Below are 16,884 nucleotides of genomic sequence, written 5' to 3'. Positions count from 1 at the left end.
GAGATAGATGAACGTTTGTAATCCCGCAGTGCGGCTCGGCCTGCTGCCCGCCGGCATCGCGCTGGCGCTGGCGCCGGCCTTTGCTTCCGCCCAGGAAGCGAAGGCCACGACCGACCTGGACCGCATTTCGGTCACCGGCTCGCGCATCCGCCAGGCGAGCATGGAAACCGCGCAGCCCGTGATCGCGCTGCAGCGCGCCGACATCGAGAAGCAGGGCTTCACCAGCGTCGGCGATATCGTGCAGAACCTGTCGGCGACCGGTTCGCCGGCCATCAGCCGTGCCGACGCCCTGACCTCGGGCGAAGAAGTGGGCGGCCAGTACGTCGACCTGCGCGGCCTGGGCCCGGAGCGCACCCTGGTGCTGCTGGACGGCAAGCGCATGGGCGTCAGCACCGGCGGCTACACCGACCTGGCTTCCATCCCGACCTCGGTGGTCGAGCGCATTGAAGTGCTGACCGACGGCGCCTCGGCGATCTACGGCTCCGACGCCATCGCCGGCGTGATCAACATCATCACCCGCAAGAACTTCGACGGCCTGGAAGCCAGCGTCTACGGCGGCCAGTACGGCCAGGGCGACGGCGAGAAGCAGGTCTACAACTTCGTCTACGGCCAGACCGGTGAGCGCGGCTCGATCACCTTCGGTGCCGAGTACAGCAAGGAAGATCCGGTCTGGGCGAAGGATCGTTCCTTCAGCCGCTACCCGAACGGTCGCTTCCACCCGAACCCGACCGATTCGGATGCCAACGGCTGGTCGCCGGCGTCCAACCACGGCGTGCTGATTGATGACATGGGCACCCCGAAGGACGCGAACGACGACGTCTGGTACACCCGCGGCAACAACGGCTCGGGCAACACCATGGCCGATTTCCGCGAGTTCGGCACGGCTGACTACACCAATGCCAGCCAGGAAATGTGGCTGCAGAACAAGCTGACCCGTCGTTCGGTGTTCGCCAATGGCAACTACGACCTGACCGACAACATCCGCGCCACCGCGAACGTGCTGTACACCAAGCGTACGGCCACCCAGCAGATTGCCGGCTACCCGTACCAGTCCGAGGTCTACGGCACCCCGCTGTCGGCCGACAGCATCTACAACCCGCTGGGCAAGGACGCGGAATTCATCCGTCGTACCTCCGAAGTGCCGCGCCAGACCGAATCCGAGCAGGAGACCTTCCGCTTCTCGGCCGGCCTGGAAGGTTCGTTCGAGTTCGGCGACAAGTTCTGGGACTGGGACGTGGGTTACGTCTACAACCAGAACAAGGGCGTGAAGACCGGCACCGGCAACCTGTTCATCCCGAACGTGCAGAATGCGGTCGGCCCGTCCTTCATGGACGGCGACGTTGCCCGTTGCGGCACCCCGGGCCACGTCATCGCCGGCTGCACCCCGTGGAATCCGCTGGCACCGTACGGCTCGACCGGCAACGGCTCGCTGGCCGATCCGGCCCTGCAGGCCTACCTGTACCTGCCGAGCCACGACACCTACACCAACACCACCAAGGCCTACAGCGCCAACATCGGTGGCTCGCTGTTCTCGCTGCCGGCCGGTGAGCTGGCCATCGCGGCCGGTTACGAGCACCGCGAAGAAAGCGGCGAGTACAACCCGGATGCGCTGCTGCAGTCGGGCCTGAGCACCGACCTGGCCGGCAAGCCGACCAAGGGCAGCTACAAGCTCGACGAGTTCTACGTCGAACTGAACGTGCCGGTGCTGGCCGACATGCCGTTCGCCAAGGAGCTGTCGCTCGACATGGCCGGCCGCTACTCGGACTACAACACCTTCGGTGACACCATCAACAGCAAGTTCGGCCTGAAGTGGAAGCCGATCGACGACCTGCTGGTGCGTGCGACCTACTCGACCGGCTTCCGCGCCCCGAGCATCTCCAACATGTACGGTGGCACGTCGCAGACCTTCGACGCCTACACCGATCCGTGCGACAGCAGCTTCGGCTCGGCCGCGCGCAACCCGTCGGTGGCCGCAGCCTGCCAGGCGGGCGGCGTTCCGGCCAACTTCCGCCAGATCACCTCCGGCGGTGCGCAGTCGACCGGCCCGGGCACCCAGTCCTACAGCGCCTTCGAGTCGGGCTCCAACCCGGAACTGAAGCCGGAAACCTCCAAGACCTGGACCGCAGGCCTGGTGTACAGCCCGAACTTCGTGCAGGGCCTGGACGTCAGCCTGGACTGGTGGAAGATCCGCATCAACAACGTGATCGCCGCCGAGTCGGTGACCTCGATCCTCAACCAGTGCTACGTGCTGGGCGTGGCGTCGGCATGTGAGCGTTTCGAACGCGGCACCGACGGCCGCACCGTCAACCAGGTGGTCGACGTCACCCGTACCCTGATCAACGGTGGCTACCAGGAAACCGCAGGTTACGACCTGGGCGTCAAGTACCGCCTGCCGGAGTTCTCCTTCGGCAAGTTCGTCATCGACTGGAAGACCACCTACGTCGATTACCTCGAGTACAAGCGTGACAACGAGGCCGAAACCCCGGTCGAGCAGCACACCAGCTGGGCGACCGGCGATTGGGGTGCCAACTTCCGCGTCCGTTCGAACCTCAATGTCGACTGGACCCTGGGCAACCTGGGCGTGAACTGGGGCGTGCGTTACTACTCGGGCATGAAGGAGCCGTGCTCCTACGATACCGAGTGCAACCTGCCTGACTTCACCTCGGCCTATACCCTGGGCCAGCCGAGCCGCAAGGTCGGTTCGAACACCTTCCACGACGTGCAGGTGCGTTACAACCTGCCGTGGCAGGCCACTGTCTCGCTCGGTGCCAACAACGTGTTCAACCACGAAGGCCCGGTCATGTACAGCCAGCCGAACTCGAGCTTCTCCTACTACGGTGGCTTCGATATCGGTCGCTTCTACTACATGAAGTACACCCAGCGCTTCTGATTGATCGAAGTGCGACAGCAGTAATGGGAGGGCGGGCCGCAAGGCCCGCCCTCTTTATTTGTAGGGGAATTCCGAAACATGTTGGAAGGTGAGCGAAATCACGTTCCTGCCGTGTCGTAATCAACACAGTTGACGGGTCCACTTGCGGACACTTGCACATGGAGAGAGCGATGAAGAGCACGCTGTTGCACAAACTGTCTGCTGCTGCACTGATCTATGCAACATTGGTGGGTGCGGTGTTCGCCCAGACCGGTGGCGTCTGTGGGGGCGGGCTGTACTGCGAGGAGCTTCGCCAGGAATGCCTGGCTGCGGGCAAGTCGAAGGTGCTGTGCGATCTGCAGTATCGTCACTGCGTGCAGGATGCCTGCGGCGCGCGCTGATGCAGGAAAGGGCGCGCCGTCAGGCGCGCCCCTTGAGTTCCACTGGGGTGCAGTGGCGGGTTCAGGCGTCGCTGGGTACCAGCCCCATCAACGCATTGGCATGCTCGCGCCATTGCGGCAGCTTGTTGAGCACGCCCGCGCGCTGCAGGTAGTCCTCGTCCACCGGATCGCCGTTGACCAGTGCCAATGCCACGTGCACGGCACCTGTCACCCAGAAGCTGCGCGTATTGGCGCGCTGCGGCTGCAGGTGGAAGGCCACCGCTTCGATGATCGGCATCGGCAGGCCCCACAGGCCCAGCAGATAGGCGCCCGCCTCGGCGTGGCCGGGACGCGTATCTCCCGCCAGCGACGGTTCGGAACGTTCGTTGCGCACACCGGGCAGCAGCAGGCCGATGTCGGCCAGCAGGGCGGCGGTCGCGCCCAGTTCGGCGCTGGATTCGGGCAGCAGGCGTGCGGCCAGCCGCGAGGCAAGCAGGGCGCGCTGCTGCAGCGAATTGCGTTCGGCGGTCGACAGCGTCGGTGCCGAGAACACTTCGCTGGCCAGCACCAGGTCGCGCAGCGTAGCCAGGCCCAGCCGGGTCACCGCGGTGCGCAGGTCGGAGATGGTGCGGCCCTGGCTGAAGAACGCCGAGTTCGACAACTGCAGTACCTTGGCGGCGATGGCCGGATCGGCGGCGACCAGCTTGGCGACGTCAGCGCTGTCGGCATCGTCGTCGTGCTCCAGCGCCTGGGTCAGGCTCAGGTACAGGTGCGGCGGCGACGGCAGCTTCTCGATGCGGCCGATGGCATCGCGCAGGCGTGGGCTGTCCAGCACCTCGCGCAGCTCTTCCAGGCTGGTCAGCGCCTCCAGCAGCACTTCCGGTGCCAGCGGCAACGGCAGGAAGCGATGGGCAACGCCGATCAGGCGCGCCGGTGGCGGCCGGTTGCCATGCAGGGCATCCACCAGCGCGATGCGGATGGTTTCCGGGCGCAGGGTCCGGATCTGGCCCAGCAGCGTGGTGGCATTGAGGTCCGGCAGCTGCGGGCAGACGATCACCGCATCCACGCCCTGCGTGGCGACCGCGGTCATCGCAGCCTGGCCATCGGAGGCGGTCAACGGTTGCCAGTCTTCCCCAAGATCGGCAATGAATTCGGTCAGCTCGGCCGGCAGGCTGGCTGCATCCCCAACAAGCAGAATACGCACGACACATTCCCCTGGCTGTCTCGACGATGGATGTCGACGACGTGTGAAGTGACGCAATTTACCTAATACGACAGCAAGAGTGATGTGCCGTCGTCGTGAAACGTGACCCGCATCGCTCCGGCAGTGCATGCCGGAGCGATCCGGTTCAGGCTCAGGCCTTGCTGTCGAGGTGGCGCTGGTGCGCCTCGATCAGGATCTGCTTGGCCTCGGCGGCGCCGCCCCAGCCGTCGAGCTTGACCCACTTACCCTTTTCCAGGTCCTTGTAGTGCTCGAAGAAGTGGCCGATGCGCTCCAGCCAGTGGCTGGACACCTGGGCGATGTCTTCAACGTGGGCGTAGCCGCTGAAGATCTTCGAGACCGGCACGGCCAGGATCTTCTCGTCGCTGCCTGCCTCGTCGCTCATCTTCAGCACGCCGACCGGACGGCAGCGCACCACCGAGCCCGGCACCAGCGGCAGCGGCAGTACCACCAGCACGTCGGCCGGGTCGCCATCGCCACACAGGGTGCTCGGCACGTAGCCGTAGTTGCACGGGTAGCGCATCGGGGTGGACAGGATGCGGTCGACGAAGATCGCGCCGGTTTCCTTGTCCACTTCGTACTTCACCGGCTCCGAGTCCTTCGGGATCTCGATGATGACGTTGATTTCTTCCGGCGGGTTCTTGCCGGGCGAGACGAGTTCCAGACCCATGGTGTGCTCCAGGTGGGGGTGTAGACGGATAGCTGACCATTTTATGCCTTTGCCGGGCGCTGTGCAGGGGAGGGGGCCCACGGCATGGCGCGGGGCGGTCCTACAGTGCGCCCGGGGTTTGGCCGATGGGGTGGACAGGCGCCGAAGCGCAGGCTGGATGCACCTTCCCGAGGAGTCCGCAGATGAACGTTTCCGTCCTGCTGTTCGGCCTGTCCTGCGCGCTGCTGGCAGCGCCTTCGGCCCAGGCCTTCCCCTATGTCGATCTGATCGACTACCCGCAGCAGGAAGATAACTGGGACCGCTTCTTTGCCTTGGAGGGGCGCCTGCAGCATGGCTTCGACAACATCTGCGGGGACACCTTCTGCGAGGGCGAGTACAGCGACATCCGGGCTCTGCGCCTGCGCTGCTCGGTGGATGCGGTGCGTGGCACCGTCCATGAATGCCTGTGGGCATTTGTCGCAAGCGATCTGGAGGTCTCCCGCGAGGATGGAGCGATCGTGGCCCGGCAACCGACCTGGCTGTGCCGGCTGCCACTGGTGCCGGGAACCCCGGTGGAAGCCTTCCATGCCGCGCTGGCCGCGCGCGATCCGCTGCATGACCCGCTGCCCGGGACCTCGCAGAGCGTCTACGACGGGCTGACCGACTGCCTGTGAGAGTCGTCAGGAATGCAAACGTGACTGATTCGCATTAACGGAGTAGCATGCGCGACGCCTTCTTGTCCGTGGTACCGGCTCCGCGCATGTCCTCCAATGCCGCCACCCTCACCGAACTGCTGATCCGCGAGCGGTCTGCGCTGCTGCGCCGCGTCCAACGTATCCTGGGGAGCGACGGCGGCGCCGAGGACGTGATCCAGGCGGTGTGGTTCAAGGCGCGTGGGGTCGACGACAGCCAGGCCATCGACAACCCGCGCGCATATCTGTACCGGCTGGCGGCCAACCTGGCCACCGACCACGGCCGCGAATCGACCCGCCGCAACCGCCTGCTGGCGGACCACTATCTGTGGGGGCCGGACGAGGTGATCTCGACCGAGGAGCAGGCCATGGCGCAGGACGAACTGCAGCGCGTGCTGGATGCGGCAGGCCACCTGCCGGAACCGACGCGCAGCATCTTCCGGCTCAACCGCCTGCAGGGCCTGACCCAGGCCGAGATCGCGCGCCGCCTCGGCGTATCGGTCACCACCGTCGAGAACCATGTGCGCACTGCGCTGCAACGCCTGGCCTGGGCGCGCAGCGGTCGATGATCGTCCAGGCTTGGGGGTGCTCCCCGCTGGAACGTCTTGATCACTGGACCGTGGATGCGGTCTAGTTCCCCTGCCCGCGCTTGAATGCGCCTGTCCGCCAGCCGATGAGCCCGCCGAACATGCTGCCCGCCGCCAATGACGATGCCCTGGCCGAACAGGCCCGGGGCTGGATCGCGTGGCTGGCGTCGGGCGACGTCGGCGAGGCGCGGATGCACGAGTTCGAACGCTGGCTGGCCCAGCCGGGGCACCGCCGGGCTTTCGAACACGAGCGCGCGCTGTGGCGCAGCATCGGGCCGCGTCCGCAGGCCAGGCCGGTGCAGCGGCCGCGGCCGCGGTCGCGGCGACTGCGCTGGGCGATGGCTGCCGCGGCGGCACTGGCGATGCTGGTGGCCTGGCCGGAAGCCTGGCTGCGCCTGCAGTCCGATCATCGCAGCACGCATGTCGTGCAGGACGTGCAACTGCCCGACGGCAGCCGTGCAGTGCTGGATGCGGACAGCGCGATCGCCGTGAACTTCGACGCGCATGCGCGCCAGGTCGAGCTGCTGCGCGGACGCGCCTGGTTCGACGTCACGCCTGATGCAGAGCGGCGTTTCAGTGTGCGTGCGGGCAATGGCGTGGTCGAGGACATCTCGACCGCGTTCACCGTCGCGCGCGGCGATGGCCAGGTGGAAACCCAGGTCGGGCAGGGCAGGGTGCGGGTGGCCAGCCCGGCCGACGGTGGCTGGACCTACCTGCAGGTGGGCCAGCGCGCAGTCTATGGCGAGCACAGTGGCGTGGCCCGCCTGGGAGACGTGGCGGCGGACAGCGTAGGCGCGTGGCGCCAGGGCGAACTGCTGCTGGAGCAGGCCAGCGTCGCCGATGCCGTGCAATGGGTGGGACGTTATCGTGCCGGGCCTACCTTCGTGCGCGGTGACCTTTCGCGGCTGCCGGCGGTGAGTGCAGCGCTGCGCATCGATCGCCCGGAACAGGCACTGGATGCGCTGGCTGCAACGGCCGGCCTGCAGGTGACCCGTCTTCCCTTCGGTGTTGCCATCGTCCAGTAGATCCACGCCATGCGTGGATGCATTCACCCGTCATCTTCCGCAAATCTCCCTTGGGGTCCTCGCGCTCCCATCCGTCTTACTCCGCGAACGTACCCGCCGCCGCCACGTACGTCGCCGTGTCCGCCTGTGTTGCGGATGACGCCGCGCCCGCGGCACTGATTACCTGACAGGTTCCCCCATGTTCGACTCCCATCGTCCGGGCCGCGTGCTGCGCCCGTCCCGCCTGTGCATCGCATTGCTGGCCGCAGGCCTGGCCAGCGCCGCGCCGTCCGTGCTGGCGCAGAGCGCCCGCGGCGATCATGCCGCCGTGCAGCGCTTCGACATTCCGGCGCTGCCGCTGGACGAAGCGCTGCGCAGCTACATGCGCCAGTCCGGCATCCAGGTCGTCTATCCGGCGACGCTGGCCCAGGGCGTGACCTCGCGTGCGGTCAACGGCAGCCTGTCTGCCAACGACGCGCTGCAGCGGCTGTTGCAGGGCAGTGGCCTGGCGGTACGCCGGGTCAGCGCCGATGCAGTCACGCTGGAAGCAGCGACGCCAGCGCAGGCCGGCGATGGCGTGATCGTCACCGACACGCTGAGCGTGGCCGGCGACCGTGTCGATGCCGGCGCGACCAGCGACGAAGCCCGCCTGCTCGACAGCTACCGCAGCGTCGGCTCCACCACCACGCTCAACCGCACGCACCTGGAGCGCTTCCGCGGCACATCCAACGGCGACATCGTCAAGGGCGTGGCCGGTGTCACCGCCGGCGATCCGCGCGTCGGCAACGGCTTCGACGTCAACATCCGCGGCATCCAGGGCCAGGGCCGCGTGCCGGTGATCATCGACGGCGGCCAGTCCAGCATCGACACCTACCGTGGCTATGCAGGCCAGTCGCAGCGCACCTACCTGGACCCGGACCTGATCTCCAGCCTGACCATCACCAAGGGCCCCAGCCTGCAGGCCAACGCCTCTGGCGGCATCGGCGGCGTGGTCGAGATGGAGACGCTGAAGATCGGTGACGTGCTGCGCGAAGGCCGCGATTTCGGCGTGCGCGTGCGTGGTGGCCTGGCCAACGCCAGCGCCAACAACCTGCCGGCGTACAGTGCTGCGCCGCGCACCGACCGCAGCGCTACCGGCAACCAGTTCTTCAACGTCGCCGCCGCCGGCCATTGGGATCGCTTCGACCTGGTCGCCGCCTACGCCTACCGCGATACGGGCAACTATTTCTCGGGCAAGCATGGCTACGACGATTTCCCGCAGACCCGGCGCACGCTGGCCCCGCTGAACCCGCCGCGTACCGAGGTGTTCAACACCTCCTCGCGCTCGAAGTCGGCGCTGCTCAAGGGCACCTGGCGCATCGACGATGCGCAGACGCTTGAGGCGGGCTACCGCCGTTACGAAGGCACCGCCGGCGAGATCATGGCCTCGCAGATCATCCGCGTTGATCGTGACCGCATCCCGCAGTGGGATCCGGGCCATGTCGACATGGACAGCTACACCCTGCGCTACCGCTTCAATCCGGACAGCGAGCTGGTCGACCTGCGCGTCAATGCCACCTACACCGATACCGACAGCGTGATGTACAACAGCCTGACCGGCATCACGCCGTGGTATTTCGACCGCCGCACCGAGTGGTATGACGCGCCCAGCTTCAGTGGCGACCCGGGCTACAAGGATGCCTACCGCAATCTGCTGCGGCAGAAGCGCTTCGGCCTGGACGCCAGCAACACCTCGAGGTTCGATACGCAGGCGGGTGCGTTCACGCTCGACTACGGCCTGTCCTACAGCGATGAAGACATCGCGCCGGGCAGCTCCGGGCCGGTCATGCACGACGATCTGGTCAACAACCGCTTCCTGCGCAACGCCGAGCGCAAGGAGTACAGCGCCGTGGCCTCGCTGAAGTGGCAGCCCGACGAGCATTGGGAGCTGCTGGCCGGTGGCCGCTGGAACCGCGTGGATGTGCATGACCGCAACCGCCTGGCCACGCCCGACGCCTACGAGGTGCAGGGCCAGTACCGCTACACCGAGCTGCTCAACGGCAACCCGGCGCTGCCATCGTGGCGGGCCAAGCGCATCGCGCTGCTGAACTGGTATCCGGATGCCAACGGCAACTTCACCCAGGAATCGCTGCTGGCCTCGCCGTACAAGAAGGGCACGGTGGCCGACATCGGTGGCTGGAACTTCTACGACGCGGGCAAGGCGCAGGACCTGGAAGTGCCGGTCAGCTGGAGCTGGTCGCAGCCGATCCGCCGCCGCGACAGTGCGTTCTCGCCGACTGCCAGCGTGGCCTACCGCTTCAGCGAAGACACCATGGTCTACGTGAAGTACGCCGAAGGCACCAAGCTGCCAAGCCTGTTCGAGACCACGCTGGGCCTGTTCACCGCTGCCAAGCCGGTGGGTGAACTGAAGCCGGAGCGTGCGCGCAGCTGGGAAATCGGTGCCAGCACCATCCGCTACGACCTGTTCACCGCCGGCGACCGCCTGGCGCTGAAGCTGGCCTACTTCGATACCCGCATCGACGACCTGATCACCCGCGATTACCGCACACTGTCGGCCGGCCTGATCCGCAACGTCGACCGGTTCAAGGTGTCGGGCATGGAGTTCCAGTCCAGCTATGACAGCGGCAAGCTGTTTGCCGATCTGTCCGCGCACTACTACTTCAAGGCCAAGACCTGTGCGCCGGATATCGCCGCCGAGCGCCGCGCCTATGGCGAACAGCGCAAGAACGCGGAGCTGGCCGGCACGCCGGACTGCGTCGATGGCGGCTTCGAAGGCTCCTACACCAACACGCAGAACCCGCCGCGCTACATGGTCAACCTGACCCTGGGGTCGCGCCTGTTCGACGAGCGCCTGACCTTCGGCACCCGCGTGGTGCACAACGCCGGCCCGATCAGCAAGCTGGACAAGGAATGGAACGTCGGCCTGTCGGCGATCCAGCAGCTGTACCGGCCGACCACCCTGGTCGACCTGTTTGCCAGCTGGAGCTTCAACGACCAGCTGTCCGTGGAAGCGGGCGTGGACAACCTGACCGACCGCTACTACCTGGATCCGCTGGCGCTGGGCGTGATGCCGGCCCCGGGCCGCACCGCGCGCCTGGCGTTGACCTGGAAGTACTGATCGACTGCGCAGTGCGCTTTCGGTGGGTGCGGACCCTGGTCCGCACCGCTCCTGCGCTGTAACGGGTAGCACCGGGCCATGCCCGGCGCTGCCCATCGCGTGCTTACAGACCGGTCGCGGCCTTCACCGCGTCTTCGTGAAGCGATTCGTTCAGCTCATCCACCACCGTGCTCCACGCCGCATCGGCCTGCAGCGACTCGGACAGGAACTGGCGCTGGGCGTCGTTCCAGTACGGCGCCTCGACCACTTCCACATCGGTGGCCAGCTGGTGCTCGCGGATGAAGCGGGCGATGCCCTCGGCGCTGGCGTCCAGGCCGAGCTGCAGGAACAGGTTGGTCATGCGCGGTTCGGTGGTGATCATCATCGGTTCCTGCGGGAAGAAGGGATGGTCCATTATCGGTGCACACGGCCTTGGGGAAAGCCCCACGGCGAACGTCTACAGCACGACGACCCCCTTGGCATCCCCCATGAACGCACACATCGCCCCTGAAGACAGCCGCAGCCTGCGGCTCAAGGCCGCCACCCGCGACAGTCACGGCGCGCTCGACAAGCGCATCATGGCCGGCGACATCTTCGCCGACCGCAGCAACTTCGCCCGCTTCCTTCGCGTGCAGTACCGCTTCCACCGCAGCATCGACGCGCTGTATGCCAATCCTGCGCTGGACGCACTGCTGCCGGACCTCGGCGAGCGCCGTCGCCTGAAGCAGGTGTCACGCGACCTGCAGGACCTGGAGCAGACCCTGCCGGGTGCGGATATCGCCGCGCTGCCGGCCGACCTGCCGCTGCCGGCGGCGTTGGGCTGGCTGTACGTGGCTGAAGGCTCAAACCTCGGTGGCACCATCCTGTACAAGATGGCGGCCAAGCTGGGCCTGGATCGCGACTTCGGCGCCCGCCACCTGGCCGCGCACCCGGATGGCGCCGCGCGCCATTGGCGTGAGTTCACCGCTGCACTGGATGCGGTGCCGTTGAGCGCCGAACAGGAGCAGCAGGTGATCGATGCCGCCGATGCCGCGTTCCGCAGCGTGCATGGCCACGTCGAAGTGGAATTCGCCTGATGTACGCCGGCCGCCTGCGGGCACCGCGCTGATGCGCTGGCTCTGGTTCGCGCTGGGTTGGGTGATGGTCGGCCTCGGGGTGATCGGCGCGTTGCTGCCGGTAATGCCGACCACCATCTTCCTGATCCTGGCGGTGGGCTGCTTCGCGCGCAGCTCGCCGAAGTTCGAGCAGCGCCTGCTGGCGCATCCGCGCTATGGCCCGTCGCTGCGGTTGTGGCGCGAACAGGGCGCGGTCTCACGCAAGGGCAAGGCATTCGCCAGCGCCGGCATGGCGGTCGGCTTCGCGCTGTTCTGCTGGGGGGCGCACCCGTCGTGGCGCCTGCTGCTGGGCGTGGGCCTGTTCTTCGCGGTCAGCGCCGGCTACGTGCTCAGCCGCCCGGCACCGCGGCTGGAGCCCAATCCGGTCGTGGAAGTCGACGATGCCAATGATCCGCGCACGGCCCGCCGCCGTGCCGCGACCCCCGATGCTGATGGAAACCGAGACGATGCTGCCTGCTGACCTGGCCCCCGTGGCTGCCCCTGCACTGACGCCCTGGGGCATGTACCTGGCCGCCGACGTGGTGGTGAAGGGCGTGATGATCGCGCTTGCGCTGGCATCGCTGGCCACCTGGACCGTGCTGCTGGCCAAGGGCTGGGAGCTGGCCCGGCAGGCCCGCCAGCTGCGTGCGGCGCGCGCGCTGTTGCTGCAGGCGCCAAGCCTGCCGGCCGAAAGCGCGGAGGCCAGCGCGCAGCAGGGGACCGCGCTGGCCATGCTGGAGGCCGCACGCACCGAACTGCGTCTGTCGCAGGATCTGGACAGCCGCGACGGCATCAAGGAACGCGTCGCGTCGCGCCTTGACCGCATCGAGCTGGAGACCGCGCGCCTGCAGCGACGGGGCATCGGCGTGCTCGCCAGCATCGGCGCGGTGGCGCCGTTCGTGGGTCTGTTCGGCACGGTGTGGGGCATCATGAACAGCTTCATCGGCATCGCCCACAGCAACACCACCAACCTGGCGGTGGTCGCACCGGGCATCGCCGAGGCCTTGCTGGCCACCGCGCTCGGCCTGGTCGCAGCGATTCCCGCGGTGCTGGTCTACAACCATTTCAGCCGCGTGCTGGCCGGCCTGCGTGGCCTGCTCGGTGATCTGTCCGCGGCCGTGCAGCAGCTGGTGTCGCGCGATCTTGACCGCGCCGTGCCGCGTACCGCAGCGACACCGCTGCGTGCGGTGCACTGAGGCGCGGCGATGGCGATCAGGACCGCATCCGACCGCGACGATGCGCCGGAAGAAGCGCATGAGATCAATGTCACGCCCTTCATCGACGTGATGCTGGTGCTGTTGATCATCTTCATGGTGGCCGCGCCGCTGGCCACCGTGTCGGTGCCGGTGCAGCTGCCGGCCAGCAGCGCCGTCGCCACGCCGCCGGAACAGGCGCCGGTGTATGTGACCGTGCAGGCCGACCTGTCGCTGCGGGTGGGCGAGCAGCCGGTGGCGCGCGACGCGCTGGCGGCTGCACTGAAGGCCGCCACCCACGATGACAGCGGACAACGCATCTTCCTGCGTGCCGATACCCGTGTGCCTTATGGCGAACTGATGGCGACCCTGGACGCGCTGCGCGCTGCCGGATACCTGAAGGTGGCACTGGTGGGGCTGGAGCAGGGCGCACGATGAGCGGACTGCGGCGCTGGGCGACCAGCCTGGCGATCGTGCTGCTGGTGCACGCACTGCTGATCGGCGCGGCGTGCTGGTGGGCGGCGCGCGCGCCGGCGCTGGCGGCTGCCGCTCCGCCTGCAGCGCTGATGCTGGAACTGGCGCCGATGGCCCAGGCACCGCCGGTGCCCCCGCGTGAGGTGGCCACCGGTCCATTGCAGCAGCAACAGCAGCGGCAGGCGCCGACGCCGGCCGTGCGCGAGCAGCCGAAGGCACCCGTGCAGCCACAGGGTGATCTGCCTCCGCCCAAAGCACCGGAACCAACGCCCTCGCCGGAGACCGCCGACGCCAATGTCGCGCAGACCAGCGCACCGCCGCAGGTGGCCGCTGACGCCGCCGCGCGTTATACCGCACCGCAGACCACCGCCGGTGAGCGCAGTCGCGCGGAGGCGACCTGGGAAGGACGCCTGCTCGGGCACCTGCAGAAGCACCGCCGCTATCCGCGCCAGGCCGAGCGCCTGCGCCAGCAGGGCGTGGTCTATGTGCGTTTCGCGGTCGCCCGCGACGGTGCAGTGTCGGGCCTGAAGCTGGGCCGCAGCAGCGGCTTCGAACTGCTCGACCAGGAGACGCTGGACACCGTGCAGCGCGCCAGCCCGGTACCGGCGCCGCCGGCCGAAGTGGCCGGCGACCCGGTGCAGGTGATGGTGCCGGTGTCGTTCTTCCTGCGCGGGCGCTGACCAGCCGTTGCTTGAGCAAGCGGTCGGAGCCGTAGAGTCGAGCTTGCTCGACTGCTCTTGCGGTGCGGGCCAAAAGCAGTCGAGCAAGCTCGACTCTACGGGTTTGCGCATGGCGTGGATTACAGCAGCGGCACCAGCAGCAGCGCCACGATGTTGATGATCTTGATCAACGGATTGATCGCCGGGCCGGCGGTGTCCTTGTAGGGGTCGCCGACGGTATCGCCGGTCACCGCGGCCTTGTGCGCCTCGCTGCCCTTGCCGCCGAAGTGACCGTCCTCGATGTACTTCTTGGCGTTGTCCCAGGCGCCGCCGCCGGTGGTCATCGAGATGGCCACGAACAGGCCGGTCACGATCGTGCCGATCAGCAGCCCGCCCAGCGCGCGTGGCCCCAGCAGCAGGCCGACCACCACCGGTACCGCCACCGGCAGCAGCGACGGCACGATCATTTCGCGGATGGCCGAGCGGGTCAGCATGTCCACCGCCCTGTCGTACTGCGGCTTGCCGGTGCCCTGCATGATGCCGGGAATCTCGCGGAACTGGCGGCGCACTTCCTCTACCACGGCACCGGCGGCGCGGCCGACCGCTTCCATTGCCATTGCGCCGAACAGATACGGGATCAGGCCACCGATCAGCAGGCCGATGATCACCGTGTGGTCGCTGAGATCGAAGCGGAACTCCTGCCCCGGATGCGCAGCCTGCAGGTTGTGGGTGTAGTCGGCGAACAGCACCAGTGCGGCCAACGCCGCCGAACCGATGGCGTAGCCCTTGGTCACCGCCTTGGTGGTATTGCCCACTGCATCCAGCGGATCGGTGATGTCGCGGATCTCCGAAGGCAGCTCGGCCATCTCGGCGATGCCACCGGCGTTGTCGGTTATCGGGCCGTAGGCATCCAGGGCGACGATCATGCCGGCCATCGACAGCATCGCGGTGGCAGCGATGGCGATGCCGTACAGGCCGCCCAGTGCGAACGCGCCCCAGATCGCCGCGCACACCGCCACCACCGGTAGCGCGGTGGATTTCATCGAGATGCCGATGCCGGCGATGATGTTGGTGCCATGGCCGGTGGTCGAGGCCTGTGCCACATGCTGCACCGGCTTGTACTGGGTGCCGGTGTAGTACTCGGTGATCCACACGATCAGGCCGGTCAGTACCAGCCCGATCAGCGCGCAGCCGTACAGCGCCATCGGACCGTGCACGTTGTCACCCATCAGCCCGGTGGTGATCGGGTAGAACGCAATCGCAGCCAGCACGCCGGACACGATCACGCCCTTGTACAGCGCGCCCATGATCGAGCCGCCGGGCTTCACCTTGACGAACAGCGCACCGATGATCGAGGCGATGATCGACACGCCGCCCAGCACCAGCGGATACAGTACCGCGTTGGCGCCCGCCTCGGCCAGCATCAGGCTGCCCAGCAGCATGGTGGCGATGACAGTGACCGCATAGGTCTCGAACAGGTCGGCGGCCATGCCGGCGCAGTCGCCGACGTTGTCGCCGACGTTGTCGGCGATCACCGCCGGGTTGCGCGGGTCGTCCTCGGGAATGCCGGCTTCCACCTTGCCGACCAGATCGGCGCCGACGTCGGCGCCCTTGGTGAAGATGCCGCCGCCCAGGCGCGCGAAGATCGAGATCAGCGAGGAGCCGAAGGCCAGCCCGACCAGGGCGTGCAGCGCCTGTTCCATCGGCAGGCCCATGCGCAGCAGCAGTGCGTAGTAGCCGGCCACGCCCAGCAGGCCCAGCCCGACCACCAGCATGCCGGTGATCGCACCGCCACGGAAGGCGACGTCCATCGCCGCGCTGATGCCGTGGCGTGCGGCCTCGGCGGTGCGCACGTTGGCGCGTACCGACACGTTCATGCCGATGTAGCCCGCCGCGCCGGACAGCACCGCACCCACTGCGAATCCAATGGCGGTGTACCAGCTGAGGAAGATGCCGACCAGCACGAACAGCACTACGCCGGCGATGCCGATCGTCAGGTACTGGCGGTTGAGGTAGGCACGTGCGCCTTCCTGGATCGCGGTGGCGATCGCGATCATGCGTTCATTGCCGGTGGGTTGGCGCAGGATCCAGCGCGCCGAGACGATTCCGAACAGGATCGCGAGAATGGCGCAGCCCAGCGCCAGTGACAGCCCGTGACGTTCCAGCATTAGACCCCTCCGCAGAATGGATGGACAAGCATCCAGTGGCGATGAACGGCACCACGAGGGGGACGACGGGCTGCAGCCTGGAACCAACCCGTACCGACCTTGGAGGTCGTCCGACGTATGGCGGTGTTCAGCATTCCCTGGTGCCCGCAGTATGCGTTCGACGCACCGTAGAGTCGAGCTTGCTCGACTGTCCCCTGGCGCAAAGCGCGATCACGCCCTTTGCACCCCGTTAAGCCATGCTCTGCAAGCCTGCGAAGAGTCCAGAAGGAGATTCCCCCATGCGCCTGTCCCTGTTGATGCTTGCTGCCCTGGTGCCTGCCGCCCCGGCATTCGCCGCGGAAACCCCGGAGCTGCAGCGTGCGGTGGGTGCCCCGCAGGCGGTGGGCGCGGCGCATACGCTGCGCCAGATCCCCGAGGCCTGCGCGCGGCTGGAAGGCGTGTTCACCGGCGATGCGGCAGAGCCGTACCGCTTCTCCGCCGTGCGTACCAGCGAGCAGTGCCAGCCACGCGCGCGCTTCGTCGACTATGCCAAGGCACAGCCGAGTGCCGACAAGGGCTGGAAGCTCAACGATGTGATCCGCGTGCCCAGTGCCGCGTGCCCGGCGCAGCAGGCGGTGGTGCGGGTGTGGCGCCTGCCGTCGAGCAACAAGGTCGAGCTGGATGGACAGGGCCAGTCGCGCATCTACCTGGAAGAGGCGAAGAAGCAGGCTGCCGCCGGCAGGATTCCGCAGGTGACGATGTTCGCCGCGCAGCTGCAGATGGAAGGCAAGGCCTGCAACTGAGGCCGTCCGGCGAC

16 protein-coding genes are annotated in these 16,884 nt (G+C 67.3%); 12 read left to right on the top strand and 4 right to left on the bottom strand.

Annotated features, from left to right (window positions below; all coding sequences use genetic code 11):
* The first annotated feature begins 7 nt into the window (after window positions 1–7).
* Both N5C18_RS17765 and N5C18_RS17760 read left to right on the top strand, forming a co-directional pair.
* Window positions 8–2,890, top strand: a complete 2,883-nt coding sequence (locus N5C18_RS17765) for a TonB-dependent receptor (protein ID WP_239544332.1) — start codon at window positions 8–10, stop codon at window positions 2,888–2,890.
* Window positions 2,891–3,060: 170 nt separating this feature from the next.
* The gene (locus tag N5C18_RS17760; RefSeq protein WP_010483987.1) at window positions 3,061–3,270 is read left to right on the top strand and encodes a hypothetical protein; all 210 of its coding nucleotides are present in this window, start codon (window positions 3,061–3,063) and stop codon (window positions 3,268–3,270) included.
* 61 nt (window positions 3,271–3,331) lie between these two features.
* Here the strand turns inward: N5C18_RS17760 and N5C18_RS17755 are convergent, their stop codons facing one another.
* The gene (locus N5C18_RS17755) at window positions 3,332–4,453 is read right to left on the bottom strand and encodes an HDOD domain-containing protein (protein ID WP_053511390.1); all 1,122 of its coding nucleotides are present in this window, start codon (window positions 4,451–4,453) and stop codon (window positions 3,332–3,334) included.
* Window positions 4,454–4,604: 151 nt separating this feature from the next.
* Window positions 4,605–5,141 (bottom strand): inorganic diphosphatase, encoded by a 537-nt coding sequence (gene ppa / locus N5C18_RS17750; RefSeq protein ID WP_005410935.1) that lies wholly within the window; start codon window positions 5,139–5,141, stop codon window positions 4,605–4,607.
* A gap of 182 nt (window positions 5,142–5,323) precedes the next feature.
* Between ppa and N5C18_RS17745 the strand changes: the two genes are divergently transcribed.
* The 4 genes from N5C18_RS17745 to N5C18_RS17730 all read left to right on the top strand — a co-directional run bounded on the left by N5C18_RS17745 (window position 5,324) and on the right by N5C18_RS17730 (window position 10,521).
* Window positions 5,324–5,794: a hypothetical protein gene (locus N5C18_RS17745; RefSeq protein WP_164241787.1), complete on the top strand. Its 471-nt coding sequence runs from the start codon at window positions 5,324–5,326 to the stop codon at window positions 5,792–5,794.
* An 86-nt stretch (window positions 5,795–5,880) separates the two neighbouring features.
* Window positions 5,881–6,381 (top strand): RNA polymerase sigma factor, encoded by a 501-nt coding sequence (locus tag N5C18_RS17740; protein ID WP_049456982.1) that lies wholly within the window; start codon window positions 5,881–5,883, stop codon window positions 6,379–6,381.
* A 104-nt stretch (window positions 6,382–6,485) separates the two neighbouring features.
* Entirely contained in the window at window positions 6,486–7,424 is a 939-nt protein-coding gene (locus tag N5C18_RS17735; protein ID WP_164241788.1) for a FecR domain-containing protein, read from the top strand.
* Window positions 7,425–7,602: 178 nt separating this feature from the next.
* Window positions 7,603–10,521 carry a TonB-dependent receptor gene (locus N5C18_RS17730; protein WP_279945269.1) on the top strand — a complete coding sequence of 973 codons (2,919 nt, stop codon included), beginning with the start codon at window positions 7,603–7,605 and terminating at the stop codon, window positions 10,519–10,521.
* A 103-nt stretch (window positions 10,522–10,624) separates the two neighbouring features.
* On the opposite strand, the gene N5C18_RS17725 is transcribed toward N5C18_RS17730, so the two are convergent.
* Complete coding sequence (locus tag N5C18_RS17725) at window positions 10,625–10,882, bottom strand: DUF2789 domain-containing protein (protein WP_010483993.1); 258 nt, start codon at window positions 10,880–10,882, stop codon at window positions 10,625–10,627.
* Window positions 10,883–10,988: 106 nt separating this feature from the next.
* Between N5C18_RS17725 and N5C18_RS17720 the strand changes: the two genes are divergently transcribed.
* The 5 genes from N5C18_RS17720 to N5C18_RS17700 are packed head-to-tail and all read left to right on the top strand — an operon-like array spanning window position 10,989 to window position 13,941.
* The gene (locus N5C18_RS17720) at window positions 10,989–11,576 is read left to right on the top strand and encodes a biliverdin-producing heme oxygenase (protein WP_008267425.1); all 588 of its coding nucleotides are present in this window, start codon (window positions 10,989–10,991) and stop codon (window positions 11,574–11,576) included.
* Between the two features lie 31 nt (window positions 11,577–11,607).
* Complete coding sequence (locus tag N5C18_RS17715; RefSeq protein WP_049456947.1) at window positions 11,608–12,075, top strand: YbaN family protein; 468 nt, start codon at window positions 11,608–11,610, stop codon at window positions 12,073–12,075.
* A complete protein-coding gene (gene exbB / locus N5C18_RS17710; protein ID WP_279945268.1) occupies window positions 12,062–12,790 on the top strand; it encodes a tonB-system energizer ExbB in 729 nt (242 codons plus the stop codon). The genes N5C18_RS17715 and exbB overlap by 14 nt, the downstream gene beginning before the upstream one ends.
* Before the next feature lie 9 nt (window positions 12,791–12,799).
* On the top strand, window positions 12,800–13,225 hold the full coding sequence (gene exbD, locus N5C18_RS17705; protein ID WP_279945267.1) for a TonB system transport protein ExbD: 426 nt from the start codon (window positions 12,800–12,802) through the stop codon (window positions 13,223–13,225).
* Window positions 13,222–13,941 (top strand): energy transducer TonB, encoded by a 720-nt coding sequence (locus N5C18_RS17700; protein ID WP_164241793.1) that lies wholly within the window; start codon window positions 13,222–13,224, stop codon window positions 13,939–13,941. Before exbD ends, N5C18_RS17700 begins: the two co-directional genes overlap by 4 nt.
* Window positions 13,942–14,060: 119 nt before the next feature.
* On the opposite strand, the gene N5C18_RS17695 is transcribed toward N5C18_RS17700, so the two are convergent.
* The gene (locus tag N5C18_RS17695; RefSeq protein WP_279945266.1) at window positions 14,061–16,088 is read right to left on the bottom strand and encodes a sodium-translocating pyrophosphatase; all 2,028 of its coding nucleotides are present in this window, start codon (window positions 16,086–16,088) and stop codon (window positions 14,061–14,063) included.
* 278 nt (window positions 16,089–16,366) lie between these two features.
* Here N5C18_RS17695 and N5C18_RS17690 point away from each other — a divergent pair, with 278 nt between their 5' ends.
* Window positions 16,367–16,870, top strand: coding sequence for a hypothetical protein (locus tag N5C18_RS17690; protein ID WP_049456940.1), 504 nt, complete (start codon window positions 16,367–16,369; stop codon window positions 16,868–16,870).
* The last annotated feature ends 14 nt before the right edge of the window (window positions 16,871–16,884 follow it).

It is taken from the genome of Stenotrophomonas sp. GD03930 (assembly GCF_029839665.1).
In the GTDB taxonomy this organism is placed as follows: domain Bacteria; phylum Pseudomonadota; class Gammaproteobacteria; order Xanthomonadales; family Xanthomonadaceae; genus Stenotrophomonas; species Stenotrophomonas forensis.
Note: the sequence above shows the minus strand (reverse complement) of the source record. Positions and strands in the feature narration are given on the sequence as shown.